The sequence below is a fragment of the Stieleria maiorica genome (assembly GCF_008035925.1).
GTDB classification, from domain to species: Bacteria; Planctomycetota; Planctomycetia; order Pirellulales; family Pirellulaceae; genus Stieleria; species Stieleria maiorica.
This window is the reverse complement of the sequence record NZ_CP036264.1, coordinates 3,194,615-3,216,220: the sequence shown is the minus strand read 5'-3', so window position 1 is coordinate 3,216,220 and position 21,606 is coordinate 3,194,615. Positions and strand designations below refer to the sequence as shown.

Annotated in this window: 17 protein-coding genes, 1 tRNA gene and 1 pseudogene; 13 read left to right on the top strand and 6 right to left on the bottom strand. The window is 60.5% G+C overall.

Annotation, left to right across the window (positions count from 1 at the left end):
• Window positions 1-345: 345 nt before the first annotated feature.
• A tRNA-Lys gene (locus tag Mal15_RS11190) sits at window positions 346-418 on the bottom strand.
• Between the two features lie 67 nt (window positions 419-485).
• Entirely contained in the window at window positions 486-2,045 is a 1,560-nt protein-coding gene (locus tag Mal15_RS11185) for an anthranilate synthase component I family protein (RefSeq protein WP_233903403.1), read from the bottom strand.
• 287 nt (window positions 2,046-2,332) lie between these two features.
• On the opposite strand from Mal15_RS11185, the gene Mal15_RS11180 reads away from it, so the two are divergent.
• Window positions 2,333-2,911: a class I SAM-dependent methyltransferase gene (locus Mal15_RS11180; protein ID WP_233903402.1), complete on the top strand. Its 579-nt coding sequence runs from the start codon at window positions 2,333-2,335 to the stop codon at window positions 2,909-2,911.
• A gap of 260 nt (window positions 2,912-3,171) precedes the next feature.
• Here Mal15_RS11180 and tsaD read toward each other — a convergent pair whose 3' ends face one another.
• Window positions 3,172-4,194 (bottom strand): tRNA (adenosine(37)-N6)-threonylcarbamoyltransferase complex transferase subunit TsaD, encoded by a 1,023-nt coding sequence (gene tsaD, locus Mal15_RS11175; RefSeq protein WP_147867834.1) that lies wholly within the window; start codon window positions 4,192-4,194, stop codon window positions 3,172-3,174.
• Between the two features lie 106 nt (window positions 4,195-4,300).
• Between tsaD and rpsL the strand changes: the two genes are divergently transcribed.
• From rpsL to fusA, 3 genes are all read left to right on the top strand, one after another.
• The gene (rpsL, locus tag Mal15_RS11170) at window positions 4,301-4,666 is read left to right on the top strand and encodes a 30S ribosomal protein S12 (RefSeq protein ID WP_095742113.1); all 366 of its coding nucleotides are present in this window, start codon (window positions 4,301-4,303) and stop codon (window positions 4,664-4,666) included.
• Between the two features lie 73 nt (window positions 4,667-4,739).
• Entirely contained in the window at window positions 4,740-5,216 is a 477-nt protein-coding gene (gene rpsG / locus Mal15_RS11165) for a 30S ribosomal protein S7 (protein ID WP_147867833.1), read from the top strand.
• Window positions 5,217-5,351: 135 nt separating this feature from the next.
• Window positions 5,352-7,445, top strand: coding sequence for an elongation factor G (fusA, locus tag Mal15_RS11160; RefSeq protein WP_147867832.1), 2,094 nt, complete (start codon window positions 5,352-5,354; stop codon window positions 7,443-7,445).
• Window positions 7,446-7,681: 236 nt separating this feature from the next.
• Here fusA and Mal15_RS11155 read toward each other — a convergent pair whose 3' ends face one another.
• Both Mal15_RS11155 and Mal15_RS11150 read right to left on the bottom strand, forming a co-directional pair.
• On the bottom strand, window positions 7,682-8,284 hold the full coding sequence (locus Mal15_RS11155; protein WP_147867831.1) for a hypothetical protein: 603 nt from the start codon (window positions 8,282-8,284) through the stop codon (window positions 7,682-7,684).
• 80 nt (window positions 8,285-8,364) lie between these two features.
• The gene (locus Mal15_RS11150) at window positions 8,365-9,063 is read right to left on the bottom strand and encodes an ATP-binding protein (RefSeq protein WP_147867830.1); all 699 of its coding nucleotides are present in this window, start codon (window positions 9,061-9,063) and stop codon (window positions 8,365-8,367) included.
• 642 nt (window positions 9,064-9,705) lie between these two features.
• Between Mal15_RS11150 and Mal15_RS11145 the strand changes: the two genes are divergently transcribed.
• From Mal15_RS11145 to Mal15_RS34640, 9 genes and pseudogenes are all read left to right on the top strand, one after another.
• A complete protein-coding gene (locus Mal15_RS11145; RefSeq protein WP_233903401.1) occupies window positions 9,706-11,532 on the top strand; it encodes a cyclic nucleotide-binding domain-containing protein in 1,827 nt (608 codons plus the stop codon).
• 135 nt (window positions 11,533-11,667) lie between these two features.
• Window positions 11,668-12,474 (top strand): hypothetical protein, encoded by an 807-nt coding sequence (locus tag Mal15_RS11140; protein ID WP_147867828.1) that lies wholly within the window; start codon window positions 11,668-11,670, stop codon window positions 12,472-12,474.
• A 21-nt stretch (window positions 12,475-12,495) separates the two neighbouring features.
• Window positions 12,496-14,502: a cytochrome c3 family protein gene (locus Mal15_RS11135; protein ID WP_147867827.1), complete on the top strand. Its 2,007-nt coding sequence runs from the start codon at window positions 12,496-12,498 to the stop codon at window positions 14,500-14,502.
• Window positions 14,503-15,026: 524 nt separating this feature from the next.
• Window positions 15,027-16,268, top strand: coding sequence for a DUF6786 family protein (locus tag Mal15_RS11130; RefSeq protein WP_147867826.1), 1,242 nt, complete (start codon window positions 15,027-15,029; stop codon window positions 16,266-16,268).
• Between the two features lie 493 nt (window positions 16,269-16,761).
• Window positions 16,762-16,926 carry a hypothetical protein gene (locus Mal15_RS34015; RefSeq protein WP_167546731.1) on the top strand — a complete coding sequence of 55 codons (165 nt, stop codon included), beginning with the start codon at window positions 16,762-16,764 and terminating at the stop codon, window positions 16,924-16,926.
• Window positions 16,927-16,989: 63 nt separating this feature from the next.
• A complete protein-coding gene (locus Mal15_RS11125) occupies window positions 16,990-17,763 on the top strand; it encodes a tetratricopeptide repeat protein (RefSeq protein WP_147867825.1) in 774 nt (257 codons plus the stop codon).
• A gap of 62 nt (window positions 17,764-17,825) precedes the next feature.
• On the top strand, window positions 17,826-18,578 hold the full coding sequence (locus tag Mal15_RS11120; RefSeq protein WP_147867824.1) for a tetratricopeptide repeat protein: 753 nt from the start codon (window positions 17,826-17,828) through the stop codon (window positions 18,576-18,578).
• 44 nt (window positions 18,579-18,622) lie between these two features.
• The gene (locus Mal15_RS11115; RefSeq protein ID WP_147867823.1) at window positions 18,623-19,165 is read left to right on the top strand and encodes a DinB family protein; all 543 of its coding nucleotides are present in this window, start codon (window positions 18,623-18,625) and stop codon (window positions 19,163-19,165) included.
• 118 nt (window positions 19,166-19,283) lie between these two features.
• Window positions 19,284-19,889 (top strand): annotated as a pseudogene (locus Mal15_RS34640) (DUF1559 family PulG-like putative transporter); the annotation flags it as partial.
• 4 nt (window positions 19,890-19,893) lie between these two features.
• Here the strand turns inward: Mal15_RS34640 and Mal15_RS11105 are convergent.
• Complete coding sequence (locus Mal15_RS11105; RefSeq protein ID WP_199773844.1) at window positions 19,894-21,309, bottom strand: vitamin K epoxide reductase family protein; 1,416 nt, start codon at window positions 21,307-21,309, stop codon at window positions 19,894-19,896.
• Window positions 21,310-21,606 lie beyond the last annotated feature (297 nt).

The following is a 21,606-nucleotide window of genomic DNA, read 5'->3' as shown; positions in this document are numbered from 1 at the left end:
GCCGCCGGCACCTCATCAATCGATCGTTCAAGCCCTCGCAGGCAACCATCGAGCGTCGCTTCCCCGACCCGGAGCCGCGAAGAGCAGAAGGGGCAATCGATCGAGTGACAGAAAAATGAGGGGCAGAAAAATGCGGAACCCGTTGACGGATCACGCCGGCAGGTAAAACGAGTGCTGAATCGATCCAATTCGACTCGCCCCGCACCCCATTTTCTTGTCATCCATTTTCTTGTCGCCGCTCCCCGGTGCATCGTTCGATACCCGAAGTGCGTTGCGTTCCTTGCATAAAAAAAGCCGGGTCAGATGGACCCGGCCTATCGAATTGCGAAGTTGCGTGCTCCGCAGTACCCCCGGTAGGGCTCGAACCTACGACCCACGGATTAAGAGTCCGTTGCTCTACCAACTGAGCTACAAGGGCATCGTGTGCGATGACGGTTGTCGTCGCCACTTTCGTTAAGATATCGCGCCGGTTTCGATCGCACAAGTCAGACCGCTTCGGAGATTTTTGGGTTCGCCGAATGATCGGCTGAAGGCGCGATTTTTGCCCGGGTTTGGGGCGGAGGTGTCGGCAGGGCGTTGAGCATTCCGATCGCTTTGGCCCACGTCTCGGCTTCTTCGGCCGCCGGCTGGCTGCGCGCCGTGATGCCTCCGCCCACCGGGATCTGCAACCGCCCGCCGGTCGCGGTGATCGTGCGGATCAGGATGTTGAAATCTGCCCCTCCGCCGCAGCCGAAGTAGCCCATCGACCCGCAATATGGACCACGCGGATTCCGCTCCAGCTGAGCAATCGTCTTCATCGCTTCGATTTTGGGAGCCCCCGTCACGCTGCCGCCCGGAAAGCAGGCTCGCAACACGTCCACCGCATCCACGCCGTCGACCAAGTCTCCTTCGACCACCGAAACCAAGTGCTGCACAAACTGGTACCGCTCGATCTCGCACAGCCGGCTGACCACCACACTCTCGTCCCGGCAGACCCGCGAAAGATCGTTGCGCATCAAATCGACGATCATCACATTTTCCGCGCGGTCCTTTTCGCTGCGGAGTAGCTGGTCGGCCAGCTTCGCATCGGCGGCTTCATCACCGGTGCGGGGCACGGTCCCCTTGATCGGACGCGTTTCCACATGCCGGTCGCGGAGTTGCAGGAACCCTTCCGGCGAGGAGCTGAGCACTTGGAAATCGCCGCCGTCGTAGAATCCCGCAAACGGAGCCGGGTTGGCGTCGCGAAGCCGGAGATACAACGCGGCCGGGTCGAGCGTCGAGGTGGTCGTCAACCGCTGCGCCAAGTTGACTTGAAAGGAATCGCCGCAGCGAATCCGGTCCACGATCTCGGCCACCGCGGCGCGAAACTCTTCACCGGTGAAATTGCTGTGCACGTCGCTGCGGTTGTCGTTCGCTGGATCAAACCGTCGCTGGAACTGCCGTTGGTCCGCATTCTTGGGCTGGACGGCAGAAATCAAATCGATGATCTGGTCGGCGCGTTGGTTGGCCGTTTGGGTTCGCGTGGCTGCGGAGCGGTGGTCCGATTCGCCGGCGTCAAAATCCTCCGCCGTAAAACCTTGGCAGATCAACCAGCTGCGGTCTTCGAAATGGTCGATGGCGATGGCCCAATCGTAGACGCCGAACGAAATCGCCGGGGTCGGCAGGTCGTCCGTCTGGTGCTGGTGGCAATCGGCCAGCTCGACCGGTTCCAGCCAACGCGCCGCTTCATAGCCGACCACGCCGACCAATCCGCCTTGAAACGGTGGCAGCGATTCGTCCACGTCGCCCGGCAGCCTGACGACCAGACGAGAGAGTTCGTCCCACGGATTCGGTTGGCCCGGGTAGGCAACGAGCCGACGGATCGGGTCCGCGGACAAAAATGAATAACGAGACAATCGGCGGACGACATCATCGACTGCTGACTCCGGCGACGTCTGTCCCGTTGCCGAGTCCAGCCAAACGCGTCCCGGCAACCCGGCAACGGCCTGAAAAAGCTCGGCCGTGTCCAGCCCCGATGCGAGCGGACGGACGACGGGTGGGCGAGACGATTTGGGACGCGTGGGCAAGACGATGGAGGTGTTGACAAAGTGAATGGGGCTGCGGAGCGGATTGTAGCTTGACGGGCTCGCGGTGGACGCTCAACCGCAAATGTGGGGGCGGGAGGGGACGGGAGGCGGGAAGGCAAAATGATACGGGGCAGAATGATGGGTGGGCAAAACGGTGGGGGCAAAACAATAGGGGCAGAACGATGGGTGGACAGATGGCGTGGGGCGTTGCCGGGGGGTGGGTTTACGTTGAACGGCCGATGCGGGATGATTCGGACCTCACACTAACTCGATGGAGCAGCGATCGTTTGCGAGAATCAATCACGTTTTTGAAGGAATTCGCCAAGCACCCCACCAAGGTCGGGGCGATCGCGCCGAGCAGCCCGGGATTGGTCTCGGCGATGGTGGATTGGTTCGACTGGCCATCGGTTCGCAGTGTTGTCGAATTCGGCCCCGGTACCGGGGTGTTTACCGAAGCGATCATCGATCACCTGCATCCCGACGCCAAGTTCTTTGCGATCGAACGCAGCGGCGAGATGGCCGCGGTGGCTCGGGCTCGATGCCCCACCGCTAATGTGATCGAAGACAGTGCGACGAACCTGCCGGCGATTTGCGATGCCCATGGGATGGGAGAAATCGATGCGGTGATCTGTGGATTGCCGTGGGCGTCGTTTCCCGAATCGTTGCAAGCGGAAATCATGAACGCGATGATCGGTCGGATGCGCGAGGGCGGCCGGTTCGCGACGTTTGCGTATTGGCAGGGCGTCGTGTTGCCTGCCGGGCGGCGGTTTTCTAGGCGATTGAAGTCGAGTTTCAGCGAGGTCGGACGCAGCCACACCGTTTGGCGCAATCTGCCGCCGGCGTTTGTTTATCGCTGTGTGAAATGAGCGCCGCCACGACGCACGTTGACAGGCGAAGCCGCGAGGGCGTTCTCGGAACGCTTGTCTTGTTTCAAGGATCTGCCTGGGTACGGAAATTCTCGGAGGCTCCGCCTTTGATTGCATGCGGTGTGTGGCAGGAGCCACAGTGACAATGCGCTCCCAGGCGGAGCCCGGGAACGAGGCTTATGCAAAACACGCGAACTTGGGTGTCGCGGAGGGAAGCCACCGAAGGGGCCGCTTGACGAGCTGGGGGCTTCTTCCGCGCCCTAGAACCCGCGTTGCAGGCCGGCGGTGATGTCCAGGTCGAGTGACGCGAATTCGCCGCGGCGGATTTTTTCCAGCGCGATCGCGCCCATCACGGCGTTGTCGGTGCACAGGTTCATCGGGGCGATGACCAAGTCGAACCGGTGTTTTTCGGCTGCCGATTGGAGGGCCTCACGGAGGGCCGGGTTGGCAGCGACCCCGCCGCCGACGATCAAGTGGCCGCAGCGATGTTCCTTGACGGCGCGGACGGATTTGGCGACCAGGACCTCCACGACGGCGGCTTGGAATGATGCACAGACATCGGCTTTGGCCTGGTCGGAGAGTTCGATGTCGGAAAAATCCTTCACGCCCGGCGGGGCGATGCTGTAGCGGACCGCGGTTTTCAGCCCGCTGAAACTGAATCGGTACCCGGGTTCTTTCAGCATCGATCGGGGATAGGCGTGTGCTTTCGGATTTCCCTGGGCGGCCAGTCGTGAGACCTGCGGGCCGCCGGGAAAGCCCAGATTCAGCATCGCGCCGACCTTGTCAAACGCTTCTCCGGCCGCGTCGTCGATCGTTCCGCCCAGATAATCCAGATCCAGCGGGCTGGTGCAGTGATACAAACTGGTGTGCCCGCCGCTGACGACCAGCCCGATGCAGGGGTACACCGGGACGTCGCTGGCCATTTGGCAGGCGTACAGGTGGGCGTGCAGGTGATTGATCGCCACCAGCGGTTTTTTCCAGGCCACGGCCAGGGTTTTTGCGGCGACCACGCCGACCAGCAGCGACCCGGCCAATCCGGGCCGGTCGGCCACGGCGATCGCGTCCAGTTCCGCCCCCCGCACGCCGGCATCGGTCAGCGCGGTGTCGATCACCGGCAAAATCCGCTCCACATGGGCTCGGGCGGCGACTTCGGGCACGACGCCGCCGAAGCGTTCGTGCAGGGTTTCCTGGGTCGCAACGCACTGGCCGAGCACCTGTCCGTCGGCTGAAATCACCGCCGCAGCGGTCTCGTCACAGGTCGATTCGAGTGTCAGAATGGGCATCGCCCGATCTTACCGCTCATCAGCCCTTGACACCACGCGGTAGGGCACGATACTTGCACGCTTCCAAATACGGCAAACAACGGATAAACGCCAAAACGACGACTCTATGCCCACCATCAATCAACTCGTCCGCAAGCGACGCAAACTGAAAAAACGCCAAAGTAAGTCTCCCGTTCTGGAGAAATGCCCTCAGAAGCAGGGCGTTTGTCTTCAGGTGCGGACGATGACCCCCAAGAAGCCGAACTCGGCGCTTCGAAAGATCTCGCGGGTCAAGTTGAGCAACGGCAAAGAAGTCACCGTCTACATTCCTGGCGAAGGCCACAACCTGCAAGAACACTCCATCGTGCTCGTCCGCGGTGGCCGGATCCGTGACTTGCCGGGTGTCCGCTACCAGGTCGTCCGCGGTAGCCGTGACGCGTTGGGCGTCGAAGGCCGCAAGCGATCTCGCAGCCGCTACGGTGCCAAGAAATAGTACCGGCGGGAAAGCCGCTTGAAACATCGTCAATAAATCAGAACGAACATCACTCGACATTTGAAAGTTTGAAATGGGACGGATCACCGCAAGTAAGAAGCAGCTCAAGGGCGACCCGCGCCACAATTCGTTGCTGGCCGGAAAGTTCATCAATTGCCTGATGCTGGACGGAAAGAAGACCGTCGCCCAGAAAGTCTTTTACGACGCGTTGGCTGAAATCGCGCGGCGTGGCGAGGCCGAAGGCGATGAGCCGATCGAAGTCTTCGAAACGGCCGTGGAAAACATCAAGCCCTACATCGAAGTTCGCAGCAAGCGAGTCGGTGGTGCCAGCTACCAGGTCCCGATGCAAGTCAACCGCGCCCGTCAACAAAGCTTGGCGATCCGCTGGTTGCTCGAAGCCGTCCGCGACAAGAAGGGACGCCCGATGCACCTGAAACTGGCCGATGAAATCATGGCCGGCTACAAGAAGGAAGGCGTCGCGTACACCAAACGTGAAAACACGCACCGAATGGCCGACGCCAACAAGGCGTTTGCACACTTCGCGTGGTGATCGGTTTTCCGATCACCCCCAATGAACAAAGCCAACCGAAGCTCCTCCCAAACCGCGACACGGCAGCCACGCCGTGATCGCGGTTTTTTGTTCCTAGCGCTCGCCCCCTGCTCTTTCTCCACCCACTGATCAATCATGTCTGCCGACATCACGTTACTGCGCAACATTGGAATCATCGCTCACATCGATGCCGGTAAGACGACAGTCACCGAACGCATGCTGTACCTGAGCGGTGCCAAACACCGCGTCGGACGGGTCGACCACGGCACGACCGACACCGACGATGATCCCGAAGAACAGGAGCGCGGGATCACGATCTTTAGCGCCTGCGTGAAGTACACCTGGGACAAGTACCACATCAACTTGCTGGACACCCCCGGCCACGTCGACTTTACGGCCGAAGTCGAGCGTTGCCTGCGAGTTCTGGACGGTGCCGTCGTCGTTTTTTCGGCGCGTGAAGGCGTCGAGGCACAGAGTGAAACGGTTTGGCGACAAGCGGATCGCTACAACGTGCCGCGGATCGTGTTCATCAACAAGATGGACCGCGAAGGCGCCGATTTCGATTCGGTCTTCAATGACATCGGTCCCCGGCTGGGAGGCCGCCCGGTCGCGGTCGAATTGCCAGTCGGCCAGGGACCCACGCACGTCAAAAATCCGTTCCGCGGCGTGATCGATCTGGTCGAGATGCGTTTCTTGCAGTTCGACCCCGAGACCGAAGGCAAGCAGGTCACCGAGACCGACGTCCCTGACGAATTGATGGACGACGCCCTGCTGTGGCGCGAGCAACTGGTCGAAACGGTGTGCGAAATCGACGACGACGCGATGGCGTTGGTGATGGAGGACCAGGAGGTCCCGGTCGATGTGATTCGCAAAGCACTGCGAAAGGGATGCATCGAACAGACGATCCAGCCGGTGCTGTGCGGGTCGGCACTGCACGGGATCGGTGTCCAGCCGCTGATGACGGCCGTCGGACACTACTTGCCCAGCCCGCTGGACCGCCCGCCGGTCGAAGGCTTCAACCCCAAGAAACCCGACCAGCAACTGACGCGTAAACCGGATCCGAGCGAGCCCTTCAGCGCGCTGGTGTTCAAGATCCTGCCGGCCAAGACCGGCGACAACTATTGGATCCGCATTTACAGCGGACAACTGAAGCAAAACTCTCGTGTTTATTGTCCCAACCGCGACAAGAAAGAAAACGTCGCCCAGTTGTGGCAGATCCATGCGTCCAAGAAAGAGCGTGACGGGCAAACCGAATCGCTGGCCGCCGGCGACATCTGCTGCGTGATCGGCCCGCGATTCGCCATCACCGGCGACACCCTTTGCGATTCCCAGAACCAAATCGAATTGCCCAGCATCACCTTTGCCGACACCGTGTTGTCGATGGCGATCGAACCGGAGAACACGGGGGATCGCAAGAAGCTGGACGAGACGTTGGAGATGCTGCGTCGCCAAGACCCGACGTTCCGTGCCGTCGACAACGAAGAACTGGGGCAAACGATCATCAGCGGCATGGGCGAATTGCACTTGGAAGTGATCCAGCACCGGCTGACCCGCGATTTCGGCTTGAACGTCAAGTTTTACAAGCCGCGGGTGAACTATCGCGAAACCATCGGCGGGACGGCCGACGTGGTCGGAGTCTGCAACCGGCAAATGGGCGCGACGCAAATGTTCGCCCGCTTGAGCGTCCGGGTTTCACCGCTGGAGGACAGCTCGGCACCGCCGATCGTCTTTGACCGACTGCCGGCCGACTCGCTGCTGCAAGGCGAACCGCGACACGCCGCGATCCAGGAACTGCGCGACCGCGCCGAAGGCGGCGGTGTGCTGGCCGGATTCCCGCTTTCGGGAATCAAGCTGGAAGCCTATGACGCCGAGGTCAGCGAAGAAGGGGCCGAAGAAGTAGCGTTTCGAATTGCCGCCGGCGACGCCTTTGACAAAGCGCTCGAAAAAGCCGGACCGGTGTTGCTGGAGCCGATCATGAAGGTCGAAGTCACCACGCCGGAGGATTACATGGGTGAACTGGTCGGCGACCTGCAACAGCGACGCGCGTTGATCTCCGCCACCGAGACCCGCGGGGCGATGACCGTGATCACCGCCCACGCGCCGCTAAAAGAACTGTTCGGTTACTCCAGTGCCGTCCGCAGTCTCAGCCAAGGCCGGGCCGGCAGCAGCATGGAACCGCTGGGCTATCAAGCGGCCCCCGAAGAAGACGCGCATAGTTTCCAGTTTTGATCCGGCAGGGCATCGCTATGGATGTCATTGCCCCTGCGCAGGGGCGATGCGCAGGGGCGATGCGCAGGGGCGATGCGATGCATGCCAACCGTCACGCACAGCGTGACCGTCACTCCCGGACGGGTTCGCCAACGGTGATCCACAACTTGGCCTGGGATGGGACCGGATCGCCTCAGCGCATCCGGGCGTAACCCCAGGTAAACTGTTGGGCAATCCCAGCCTGAAACGCGGGTCGTTCACACATCCAACTGATCCAGTTGGTCGATCAGGCTATCCAGATGCTGATCCGATCGCGGCGCGGCGGTTGATGCGGGCTCGGCTGGTTGAGGCGGGGACGCCACCGGTGGCGATGGTTTGACCGCGGCGGCTTGATCGGGGCGATCGGCCGTGGTCCGCTTGGCCGTTATCGGGTTGCCACCGCCCGGCGAACCCAGCGAGACCGTTCGGACACTCAATGACGCCCGCAAACGATCGAGTTCGGCGATGATCGCTTCGACGTCTTTGTGCTTGGTCAAATCGAACAGGAACAGCCGCCGCGGGGATGTGCCGGGTGTGGCCTGTCCGTCCGGGTCCAGTTGATGCGGGCACCGCGAGCCATGGAAATCGATGGCCGCCAGCGACGCAACGATCTCTTCTTCCGACCTCCAGTCGAGGACTGCCGAAGGGACGGTGATCCCGTCCAGGGTCATTCGGTCGGTCGAGTCGGCGGCCAGCGCGTCGAATCGATCGACCAGCGTCAAATCCAAGCCCGCGCGGCCGATCAGGTTGCCGACCAAGGACTCCGCCAGACTGGCTGCCGAAGCCGGCGGGTTTTGAACAAGGATGACAGGCAATCGCATCGGTGTGGATCGTGGGTGTGAAGGTGGGGGGAAATGGGTCGGTAGGTGCGCGAAGGGAGCTGAACGAGACCACCGTCACGTCACCCGTGAAACTTCACTTCATGGGCATGGGCGTCTTCGACCAGATCATACATCTCGAACCACAGCTCTCTCACATTGGTGGCCGCAGTGAGCCGTCGGTCCTTTAGATGACCGTCGATCATCTTGCGAAGTTCGTACGGTGAATCCGAAAGCAGGTCGTCGGCCAAGGATCGGATCAGTTTGGGATTCGAACGCGTCTCGTGCAACACGGTCCATCCGGGCATCCGATAGTGTGCGGTGGTCAGCAGCGTCAGCTTGCGATTGGCGGCCGACCGGGCGACACGCAACCGGGAAACATGGGTCATTTGTTCCCATCCGTCGACCACCAACAGTCCGTCCTGGGGAAGTTCTGCCAGTCCGTCGCGGACCCGTTTGCCGGCACGAAACCGCTCCGCCAAACGCTTGCGCAACCCCATCGAAGGGTCGTTGCTGAGCTGATGAAACGCGACCTGCGGGTAACTCCGCTGCAGCTTGGGCAGAAACGTGTGCAGCAGCGTCGACTTGCCGGTGCCGTGAGGCCCGACGATCAGCGCGCGTCGCGTCGTCCGCAATTTTGCCAACAACGATTCCAATTGCATGTCCACGTTGTGCGGATTGGTCGCGTTGCTGCCGTGCGAAAACCGATACACCACCTGTGAGGGCGCAACGAACGACGTCGAAAAGGGATTCGTGGGCTGGAATTCAAACGATGGCTTCAAGGAACGCTCTCTCGATCGTCTTCGGGAACAACGAATCACCGAGCCCCTGGTGGTATCGTAGCGGAAGTCGCCAAGACTTTCGGCAGGACACGCCGTCCCAGTATAACGCGAATGGCCCCGCTCGTTTGTCGCCACAGGGTGACGTCCGAACGCGGCGTTGAAACCCGCGACTCACCGTTCGCCCCTCCCCTCGCTATGCTCGACCCCATGGCATCAAGTTAAGACGAAACCCACGTAGGAAGCATTGATGTCAACACAACGTACAATCAACACAACGTACAATGGCTCCCTTCTCCCCCGGCTTTGTGGGGGAGAGGGGAGTCATGCTCTAAAGTGCGGACCGATTTGTGTAGACACCAACGCACTGGAAGGGAGGGGGACGTCGCGTGTTCGATAGTTTCCCGCCTTAACTTGATGCCTATGCCCCTCGCTGCGCTCGACCCTCCCTTCCAGGGAGGTTAATAGGCGGATTCCGCTCGACCTGCGTCGCAGGGGCGCGAAATCGCCGAGGCTGGTCCGGCGGACGACCGCCCGAAAAGGACGTCGAAACGGCTCCCTCCAGGCTACCCAGCCCCCCCCAGCCATCGCGATGCCCCTGATTGCGCTTGACCTTGAGTTTTGCCAGTGGCTATCGAATGGTCGATGGATTCCACCGAGACGATTCCCGTGCAACGTCCCAGCCGATGGGACGAACCGCTTGACGCATCAATGACCGATGCCGACGTTGCCTGGCTGCGCACTCGGGGCCCGTTCAACCAAATGGACCAGTCGGCGTTCCCCAAAGCGACACCGCTGACGGGGATCTTGCGTCACGATTGTCGTCTTCGCCGCGTCGAGCCCGGTGAAGTGATCGTGCGCGAAGGTGACTATGGGAACAGTGCTTTCCTGGTGATCACCGGAAACGTCCGCGTGCTGGTCGATTCGTTGACCGACACGCAGCTCGGCCGTCAGCCGACGCGGTCGATCGGTTGGGGAGAGGCACTGACACGATTCTTGCGACGATCGCCGCACCCGGAAACCCGGACGCCGCAGCAAGTCAGTCTGAACGCGGGTCGCGACGGGCAACAATCGATTCGCCAGGTTGATGACCACCCGGCGATCTTCTTGCAAGACATCGACGGCGTGTTGCGACGGCACGAAAGCGTGTCTTTGGGACCGGGCGAGTTGTTCGGCGAAGTCGCGGCGATGTACCGTTCGCCTCGAACTGCCACGGTGATCGCCGAAACCGAAGCGGCGTTGGTGGAGATCCGCTGGCAGGGGCTTCGCATCCTGCGTCGCGACCGACGCTTTGCCGACACGCTGGAACAACATTACCGCCGCCACTGGTTGCCCGTTCATCTTCGTGAAATCCCCCTGCTACGGTACTTGCCTGAAGAAAACATGCAGCGGGTGATCCAAGCGACCGAGCTGCGGTCTTATGGCCGGATGGAATGGAACGCCGACTACCGCAAGACGCGCAAGTTGCACCCGGCCGATCAAATCGCCTCCGAACCCCTGGTCGTCGACCAGGGGCAGTTGCCGACCGAGTTGATTGTCGTGCGCAGCGGGTTCGGGCGAATGTGTGTGCGCCACGGTGCGGCGCACCGGACGGTCGCCTACCTGGGTAAGGGGCACTTGTTCGGAATCGACGAGATCGCTTTCAACGCGATGCGGCCCGAATCGATGAGCGCGGCCCTCTATCAACACTCGCTTCACGCCGTCGGTTTCCTTGATGCGCTTTCGATCCCGATCGAAGTTTTCGCGACCGAGGTCTTGCCCCATATTCGCAAGTCCGAGCTACCCGAATCGGCCCGGGCCTTGCAACGTTCCTTTACCGAAAAACGCAAGGATCGACGCCGTCATCGCAGTGACCAGCGGAGCGAATCGACGGGCAGTTTTTCACAGGATCCGTCGCAGGATGTCCAGCACGCGACGGGTGTCAGTTTTGAATCGACCAGCATGTTGGAATTCATCGTCCAGCATCGATTGAACAACGGCCGCGACGCGATGGTGATTGATTTGCATCGCTGCACGCGCTGTGATGACTGTGTGAAGGCCTGTGCGGACGTCCATGACGGCAACCCCCGATTTGTACGCCAAGGCGTCGTTCACGATCGGCTGCAGTTCGTCCAAGCCTGCATGCACTGCAGCGATCCGGTGTGCATGATCGGTTGCCCGACCGGAGCGATCGCACGCGATCAAAATACCGGCGTGGTTTCGATCCACGATTCGATCTGCGTCGGCTGCGGCGTCTGTGCCGCCGCCTGTCCGTATGAAAACATCGCGATGGCCGAGGTCGTCGACCGTAAAGGCCGGCCGTACGTCGACCAGACGAGCGGAAAGGCGATTCGCAAAGCGACCAAATGCGATCAATGCAGCGGGCTACCCTCGGGGCCGGCCTGCGCCGCGGCCTGTCCACACGACGCACTGGTTCGGATCGACCTGAGCCAGTCGCCGCCACTTTCTCATTGGCTTCAAAAGCGGGGGTAAGCAGATGCGGGGCAATGTTACCGTCCATGTTACCGTCCATGTCACCGTTCATGTCACTGTTCATTGCGTTCGCGATGGGCGAAACCGGATCGAGTCACGGGGGCGGTACGCTTGAATCCATCCCACGGGCCCAGTTTGAAATTGCGCCGAACGATTGCGTTGTCGGCGACCCTGGTCGTGATCGCGATCTTTTGGGGGATCGCCGGGTGGGAAGCGTCGCGATTGGGCAGGCCTGCGTTTTTCACCGGGTTCACATTGCTGAGCGGGCTGGCGCTGTTGATGTTGCTCGGCGTGCGACGTCGCTTGCCGTTTTGGCCTTTGGGCAGCGTCAGCACTTGGACCCAGATCCATTTGTACGTCGGGCTTTTCACGACGGCAATCTATGTCCTGCATGTGCCCGCGCTCGTCGCCGGCGGGATGTTGGAGTCGTTTTTGTCGATCGTGTTTTTGATGGTCACCGCGAGCGGGTTTTATGGGATCTATGCCAGCCGGACGTTGCCGAAACGATTGACGGCGGTCGAAGGGCAACACCGATTTGATCGGATCGATTGGGTGCGCAATCAAATCGCGACCGCCGCGGAGAAGGCCTGCCAACAGATCTCCGAAGCGTCGGCCCAACAGGTGTTGCAGACGTTCTATCAACAGGCTTTGTCACCATTCTTTGTCAGTCGTCCGTCGCTTGCCTATGTGATCGCCCCCAATGGCAATCGTCGCCGCCAACTGCTGGGCGATTTGAAGGAACTGGATCGCTACCTGGAAGACGAAGGCAGACGCGTTGCGGGGCAACTCGCGGCGCTGGTCAGACGTCGTGACGATTTGGATTACCAATTCGCGCTGCAGTTGCGTCTGCGTTGTTGGGTCGTCTTTCATTCACTTTTGTCGCTGGTGCTGTTGGCTGTTGCGTTGGTCCACATGCTGGCCGTGCTGCAATACATCGGTTGAGAACGGAACTGAAACGAATCCATGCGACGAGACAATCTGGAAATCGGACTGCCCCCCCGAGATGATCGCCCGGGCGATTCGTGGATGCCGGCCGTCGCCGCCGACGGATCGGATCGCGGCACGCGTGTTCGTACCTGGACTGGACGGCGTCGCCGTTGGACCGCCATCTTTGGGGGCACCGTCGCGGCGGGCACGCTGTTGACAATGAGTTTTGTGCCCCGCGCCGCGCTCCTGAAACCCGGTGAACTGTCGACGCCGCACGCCCAAATTCTCTCCGGCGATGTATCCACCGATGCCTGCGCCGCCTGCCACCATCAAGCCGAGGTGTCGCCCTGGGCGTGGTTTGGTTCCGCACGCGACGCCCATGCCGGTGTCACGCAATCGGACCTGTGTATGGATTGCCATCACCGCACGATCGCTCCGAATCTGGCCTATGCGGCGCACAATCTGCCGCTGTCGGTCCGGGATCAAATGACCGAGACGATTCGGTTGGCGTCGAAGCGTTCGGGGGCCGATGACAGCGGGTTGTTGCAACGATTCATTCCCGATGCCGCCGTCGACCAAAACGATGTCGCATGCGGGACCTGCCACAAAGAACACCACGGCGCCGACGCGGACCTGCTGGCGCTCTCCAACACCCAATGCCAAACCTGTCACAGCAAACGGTTCGGGGCGTTTCCCGATTCGCACCCGGATTGGTCCAAGTGGCCGTATGGTCGCGGCGGAACAATCGCCTTTAACCACGCCACCCATCAACAAACCCACTTTCCCGCGTGGAAGTCAGGTGCAAAGAAGTTCGACTGCGCCACGTGTCATCCCGACGTCGCCCAGAAACGTGGTGAACCAGCGGCAGCCCGCGGCGAACTGGCTCGCGTGGCAAGCTATGAAGACAGCTGCCGGGGGTGTCATGACGACGCGATGAACGTGCTGGCCGGCAAGGGGATCGATTTCCTATCGCTGCCAACGCTGCCGGGCGACGCGTTGACGGGCGTGGAGGGCTGGCCAGACGCGGCGAGCGGGTATCCCGACGGTGTGATCTCGCCGCTGGCAGAGTTGATGCTGCGTGCCGATGAGGCGGTCAGCGGTGCCGTGCATGCGATTCCGGCGGCTGATGTCAGTCGCCTGGAGGGCGACGCCGATCAAACGGCAGATCGACTGAACCGTTTGGCACTGGGGTATCAAGCATTGATCGATCAAGTCGGCCGTAGCGGTCAGTCCGTGATGCGACAGCGGTTGTTGAACCTGGGGATTTCACCGGGGCCGTTCGATGCGGTGCTGCGTTCGTTGCCGCCTCAATTGATCGAATCGGCCGGACGCAGCTGGTTTTCGCAGCCGAACCCCAGAGGGATACCGAGCGCGTCGCTGGCACGACCGCGATCGAGGGTTCGTTTGGTCCTGGCCGACGATGAAGACCTGCTGGGTTTGGATTTGCTGGGAGATTCCAACGAGGACGAGTTGTTGTTGGGAGATCCACTGGCTGAGGATCCACTGGCTGAGGATCCACTGGCTGTTCCAGTCGTCGATCCGTCGCCCCGGGCCACGCCGACCAACGCCGCGGACTTGGTGCAGCGGGGCGGATGGTATCGCGATGACCAACGTTTTGCCGTCAGCTATCGGGGGCATGGACACGCCGACCCGGTGATGGTCGGCATGATCGAGACGTTTGCGCAGCTGGCCGATCATGACCCGCTGAAACAGCGGTTCTTTGACATGCCGTTTGTGGTCGCCTGCGTGTCCTGCCATTCCGGGGCGACGGCGATTCCGGCGGCCTGGAACGCATCCAATCTGGTCGGCAGACGCGGAGAGTTCACGAAGTTCTCACACCGCGCGCATCTGAATGTCGCGGCACTGGCCGATTGCACGCATTGCCATCAGGTCCGAAATCAAAACGCTCTCCCAGACCAACACGTCGTCTTCGCGGGCACGGACTTCCAACCACTGCCGCGACAATCCTGCGCGGGCTGCCACCACGCCCAAGCCGCCGGCGACGCCTGCACCCAGTGCCACCGTTACCATATCGGCCCGTAGGGATCGCCAAGCCCGCGACAGCATGGGCTGCGAAAAATCTGAATTCTGCGGTGGTTCAGAATTCACGCGAAATCATTCCGCGATGGATGGTCCACTCGCAGCAGCCATCGGACGAAAAACATGAGTGACATCAGCCGATTCGCGCAAGCGTTCGGGCCCCAGCGTCTATCGGAGGCCCCAGCGTCTATTGGAGGCCCCAGCGTCTATTGGAGGCCCCAGCGTCTATTTGAGGCCCGTAGGCTGGCGCCAAACGGCTGATCCCAAGAGGGTTTCGCGGAATCGAAAACGCCAAAATCCGACGAACGAAAACGCGAACAAATCGAACGATCTTGCGCAGCCCAGCGCCAGCATGTTTGTCTCGATGTACGTGATTCACTGCGACACTCACCGGGACCATGCGAAATTGCACCTAACGCGTGCATCCGGAAGCAAAGCCGCTAGAATCGACCAAGTGCGATGAGAGACAGGCAGCGAGAATGAAACGAATGCCCTGCCGTTATTCGATTGAATCAAGGAATACTGAAATGAAGTTGGTGCTGACCGTCGGGATGGGGATCGCTGGAATGGTCCTGGGTCTGGTTTCGGGTCAGGCAGGTGCAAATGACACGTTTGCCGACGATGTCGCCTTTATGAAAAAGCACACACCGATCGTGCTGCTTCACCGCGGTGACGCAGCGGTCGCGGTCGCGCCAGATTACCAAGGCCGCGTGATGACTAGTACGTTCGACCGCGACGCCGGCCCGAGCTTCGGATGGATCAACCGTCCGGTCATTGAAAAGGGGTTTCTTTCCGCAGATCAGCGGAAAGGCAAGCTCGAAGAACACATCTACGTCTTCGGCGGCGAAGAGCGTTTCTGGCTCGGACCGGAGGGCGGCCAGTTCGCCTTGTTTTTCAAACCGGGATCAAGATTCGAGTTCTCTGACTGGACCACGCCACCGGTGATAGACACCGAAGCGTTTAAGCTGGTCAAGCAGACGGAGTCATCGGCAACCTTCACGCACTCAACGGAACTGATCAATTTCAGCGGCACCGAGTTCAACCTCGGGATCCAGCGCACGGTCCGACTGTTGGCCAAACAGGATGCCTCCGAACAACTCGGCGTCCCACTCGGCCAGGGACTGCGATTGGTGGGGTACGAAACGGACAACCAAATCACGAACACGGGGGCAGACGCGTGGAAGCCCGAAACCGGTCTGCTTTCGATCTGGATTTTGGGGATGTACAACCCGTCACCGGCAACAACCGTCGTGATTCCCTTCAAAGCAGGCGACGCGCAGACGAGGGGGCCGGAAGTGAACGATGCCTATTTCGGCAAGGTGCCGCCGGAATACTTGCGTGTCCAAAAGCAAACCGTGTTCTTCCGCGGTGACGGGACACGTCGAGGAAAGATCGGGATCAGCCCACAACGCTCCAAGGGCATCGCCGGAAGCTATGACGCCTCAGGTCAGGTGCTGAACATCGTCACGTACAACGTTCAAGAATCACCGCACGGGTTTGTCAATTCCATGTGGGAAATGCAGGACCAGCCGTATTCCGGAGACGTGATCAATGCCTACAACGATGGTTCGCCCGAACCGGGAGCGGCTCCGTTGGGACCGTTCTATGAATTAGAAACGTCCTCACCTGCCGCCGCGCTCCAGCCCGGTGAAACGATGCGGCACATCCAGCGCACGTATCACATCCATGGGTCAGAGGAGCATCTCAATCCGCTGGCAAAACAGCTTCTGGGTGTCGACCTGAACAGCGTCAAGGCGGCGTTTAGGTGATCCGGTGGCGGCAAAGTCCTCCACGCCACTGCCAGGGAACCTCAACGTTCTGACTTGCCAATCGGCCACGTCTGCCCTTGGTTGCCCGCGGAGCCCTGTGACAACAAAAACGACAGAGCGTTGTTGACAGCCGCGTCGAATCCGCTAATCTAATGAGACTGATTCTCATTAGCACCCTTCAGACGCAGCCAGCCAACACCAGGTCTTCGATTCGATGTGAACTCCACGTCGTTTCGGCCTGTGCCCCAGCAAGCCACGCAGAAGCCCCTACCTAGTCGTCTGTCATCCGCTCGGAGCGATCCGCGGAAGACGGGGGACGCTTCAACGCGAGGTTCCTGATGGTCTTCAACACACGTTTGCGTCAGATCAACCACAACCGGTTCGATCGCAGTCGCCTCCGGTGCGACTGTCCCGGTGGCCAGCCACGGGCGGATCAGAAAGCCGGCTCTGCAACACGCTCCGTGTCCAATGGCGATGCCGGGAGGCAAGCGTGATGACGCGTTGGCAATTGATTCTGCTGCATCTCGTTGTCATCGGGATCCCAATGCTGGTCCTGTTCATCGGTTCTCTGGCCGCAAGTTACACCCGTCAACGGATGCGGTATCGACGCTACATGCAAAATGTGCTGCGGCACGTCGAAACCTACTCGCGTCGATAACGACGGTACACGCGAGTCACGCAGCCCAATCGTTTCCTATCCTTCGTTACATGTTTGAACGTCATGGACAACAATTTTGAGATCGCGAGCGCCGAATTTGCCTCGGGCAATTATCCTCTCGCCGTTCAGTTTTTGCAGTACGTGCTGGCCCGCGACGACGAGCACTTCGGGGCCCTTCGATTGATGGGGCTAGCGTGTCTAGCGTTAAACGAAACGCCCGATGGGATTGCCGCCTTGGAGGAAGCTTCCCTGCTGCGGCCGCTCGACGCCGCCGCTCGGATCGAACTGGCGATCGGTTACGGTGCCAGCGGACACCCAGACCTCTCGTGTGATTTACTGATGAGTGAGGCGACCGGCGGAAGGGCGAATGCGAGCGAGATGCTTCGAATCGCTGTCGGCCTGGAAGCGGTCGACGAACCTCGCCTGGCGATGGAAGCCTGTCGTCGCGCCGGGGCAGCCAATCCCGACTCGGCGGAAGTCCACTACCAGATGGGATGGTACGCGCGACGCTGTGGACATTCTGATAGCGTCGTCGAAGCCTTGCTCCGCCACGCGATCAACTTGGAACCTCTCAACATCCATTACCGCATCGGGTTGGCATCGTTGCTGATCACACTGGGCCGGAAATCCGAAGCGGTTCTGTTATTGGACTTGCTGATCCCCGAATCGCTCGATGCGGTCGCCTGTCAATGCTGTCTGAAGCGGATCGCCAATCTGTATTTTGATTTCAACGATTTCGACAGGGCCAGCCGGTGTGCCCAACGACTGCGCGAGATCGCAAGGCCCCAGAGCGGCGCGAAGGTGTCCGCCCATTCAAGCCCCTTCGGCGTTGCATGAAACCTTCACATGCATATTGCTTCCCCCCTTCAACCGAGGCCGGACGTCTTTGTCCTCCAACCATGAAACGAACCAGGTCCCCCGAAGCATTGTATGCCGAGCTGTCCCAAGTTCTCACCGAGGGGACGGCTGACGAGGCTCTGAATCAACTCGATGAGATTTGTCGGTCCAGTCCAGACGATGGAGGTGCGTTCGAGCTACGGGGACTGTTGGCCGCCCAAACCGGGCGGCCAAATCTGGCGGTGCACTATTTGGAACACGCTGATCGTCTACTGCCGCTGGAGCCCTTGTCGTACCGCATTCTCGCGCATGCGTATTCGGGCATCGGCCGTGACAAACAAGCGGTGGAATTATTGCATCGCTTGGCGATCAATCACGCGGATCTGCCATGGTACAACCGGCTGCTCGCTCGAGACCTTTTGTGTCAGGGATACCCCGAGTTGGCCACCGATGCGTTGTATCAGGGCGTTGCGTTTCAGCCCCGAGAAGACGCCAGTTGGCATGACCTCTCCGCGGCGCAATCGGTGCAGGGCGACCCGCCTTCGACGTGCCTGAGATCGGTCGCCAGGGCGATCGCACTTGCCCCCGAGACCGTCGAATACCGTGTCACGGCGAGCAACTTGCTGATTCGGATGGACGAACCCTTGGCCGCCTACCAGACCGTCTGTCAGGTCATCACGGCCGATCAATGCGACTTGGACTGCGAATGCTGTCTCTGGCGACTGATCTACTTATTCGACTGTTTCGACGACCACCCCCGCATGTCCTGTTGCTACCGTCGTTTGAAGTCGATGATGATGATGATGATGCCGTAAAGGCCGGATGAAGGGAACGCCGCTATCGATCAGGAGAACCCGAAATGAGTGCCGCTGAATTGATTCGACGATTGCACCAACACCGAATGTGGGCCAACGGTCGTCTGATCGAAGCGGCCGATGCGGTCAGCGAGCACGCGCTCCGGCAGCCGTTCGCGATCGGTCAAGGATCGATTTGGAAGACACTGACACACCTCTATGCCGCCGAATATGTCTGGCTCGCTGCGCTTCAGGGTGATGCTCAACCGGTGGCACCTGGAGACCTTGCCGGCAAGCTGCCCGGGAATCAGGAAGGGGACGACGCCGCCACAACACTCCAGGAACTCCAAAGCCGCTGGAGTGAACTCGACGGTTTGTGGCGGAGCTACCTCGCCCAATTGACCGACGAGGAGCTGGACCAGCGGGTTGAGAAAGTCGCCTCGTTGTCCGGAAAACGCTCGGCGATTCGCCGCGCCGATATTCTGTTGCACGTCTGCACTCACGCGCAATACACCACCGCGCAACTGATCAACATGCTTCGTCAAGCCGGTCACACCGACCTGCCCGACGTCATGCTGATCTCGATGGCCCGCGCGGAATCACTTTAGCACTTCTCAACCGTACGATGGCCCCTCCGAGCCGTCGGCTCCTCTTCAACCGTACGTTGGCCCTTCCGGGCCGTCGGCTCCGCTTCAACCGTACGATGGCCCTTCCGGGCCGTCGAGCGTGACGGCCAGCGACGCGGCTGCAGGCCTGGTGAAACTTAGTTTCGCCAACCGAAACCGTGTTTTCCCGCCCCCCTTTCATCGAACGGCCCGGTCACTTTCCGTGGATCAATGGCCACTGGCGGCCCGTCGCAAATCGACATCGCGGTGTCGCAAAAATGGCGAGAGACCGGTCGACGAAGCAAAGTTCCGTGACACCCTGGACGGTTTGTCCAACACCATCGCCATGGGCGAAATCATGACCGCGCTGCAAGACGGCGACAAACGCGCCAACGGCATCGCGACCAATGGTGGCAATGCGAGCCCCTTTGGTCTTGCCGCCTTGCGCCGCAACCCTTCCCTTTGCCAAGACAACGGCTATGTCGATCCAGACCGTCCACAGTTCTGGTTACCCGAGTGGCAACAGCGGAACCGCCGCAACTTTGCCCGAGGACACCGTTGGGCGGATGCATTGCCGATCATGTCGGCCGTCGTCACCATCTTGCCGCCTAACCGCGAATCCTGTGGCCGGCACAACGCCCTGGGGACGACGCTCGTGGCGACGGTCTTCAGTCGGCACCAAGGCGGCGCACACGTCCTGATGGCCGACGGGGCAGTGATCTTCATGACCGTTACAGGTTTTGCTGGATCAGCCGGACCATCGCTTGTGGCGACCCGACGGCTCCGACGGTGCTGGTTTTGGGGAACAATAGCTTGGGGATCTTTCCCGCTCCAGCTTTCTGATACAGCGCGACGTGCCGCTTGATGTAGTCACTCGGCACCGGCCCGCTCAGCGTTTTCTCGAGCTCTTCGCCGTTGACGATCGTCATCGCCTTGGCCTTGGCGGTCGCGAAATTCGGCTTGGATTCGAACAGGTAGTCGTGGAATTGGGCAAATTTCCCCTGGTCGACCGCCCAAACGGCGATCGCAAGTTTCGCGATCTCGCACGCTTCGCCGTGGCTCGCATGCGTTGATCGGATCGTCGGATTGCATTTTCCATCCAGCGGAACCGGCAACGTGATGACGGCAAGTCGATCACCGAATTGCTTTTTGGCCTCGCTTAGCGATCGGTGCGTTTGTTGACAGTGGGGACAGGTGTAATCGAACAGCTCGACAAACACCATCTCCGCATCGGGATTTCCGATCAGCGGCCATTCGGTCGTCGCCAACTTGACACCGCCCAGAACGCTGGCGGTGTTGCGTTGCGGTTGGCTTGTTCCCGCATCGCTCACTTGACCGGACAGCAAGATCGTGGGGTTGGCTACCGCGGTCAGCAGATGGGTCACGTCCGCTGCCCACTTCGACGCGGCCGGTGGAAAAAGCGATGCTTGCGGTGCTGCGGACGCCGGCGGAGCGAAGAATTCTGTCTCGGCATCGTACTCCATGTTCGTCGCGGGAGCTGCTCCGGCAGGCCCCTGCGAGTGTTCGATCACTTCGTACGTCGGCGGTGCTTCCGTGCCAAGCTGCAAAGCGGCCAGTACGGCGACCGATGCCACCGCGCCGCTTGCGACCCATCGTAGGGCTCGCTTGCTGATCGGCAGACTCCACAAGTAGACTCCGGCCAACACCAATCCCGCCGCATGAGCGACCAAGCAATACGGGCAAAGTTGGCCGAGCGCGAAGATCTGCAGCCCGACAAACCAGACGGCCGCCCCACCGGCGGTCAGACTCGCCAACCCGATGGCGTTCCAGCGGAGCGTTTGCGTCGCCCCCTTCTGGGGACGCGACAACAACAAGCCGAGAATCGCGACGTGCGTCAACACGGCCGGAATGCTGACCGGCACCGACAGCACGCTCGACCACCGACTGTGCAGCACATGGTTGCAATCGAACAGGCTATCACCGCTGCAGCCGGCGACCGGGGATGACGTCAGTGACGACCAGGCCAAATACCCGCTTGTCAGCATCGCGACGAAGCTGGACAGAAACATCGTCCACCAAACCAGCGTGCCGACAGCTTGGTCCGCCGACGGAGCGACACGACTCTTCGTCAGGTTGCGAGAAAGAGGATGCGAATGGACGGAAGGAAAAAGGTTGGCGGTCGACATGGGCGGATTTCCAGAGGCGAGTTGAGAATTCCAGTTGTGTTGCTGGGACCGCTGAGCAGTTTTGATGCCAATCCTTGAAAATCCTTAACTCCCGCAGCATTTCGCCCTCTCATCCGATCTTCACTCATTCAAAGCCCCGATGTTGGTGCATTTCCAATCAGCTTGGATTCAGGCGAACCAGATTCTCGACCGCCCGAACGTCGCGTTTGAGCACGCAAATCATCGACAACGAAGAAGAGGCATCGGTCGACCATCCGATCAGGTGGCCGTTGACTTTTTTCCAGCCCGGACCGAGAC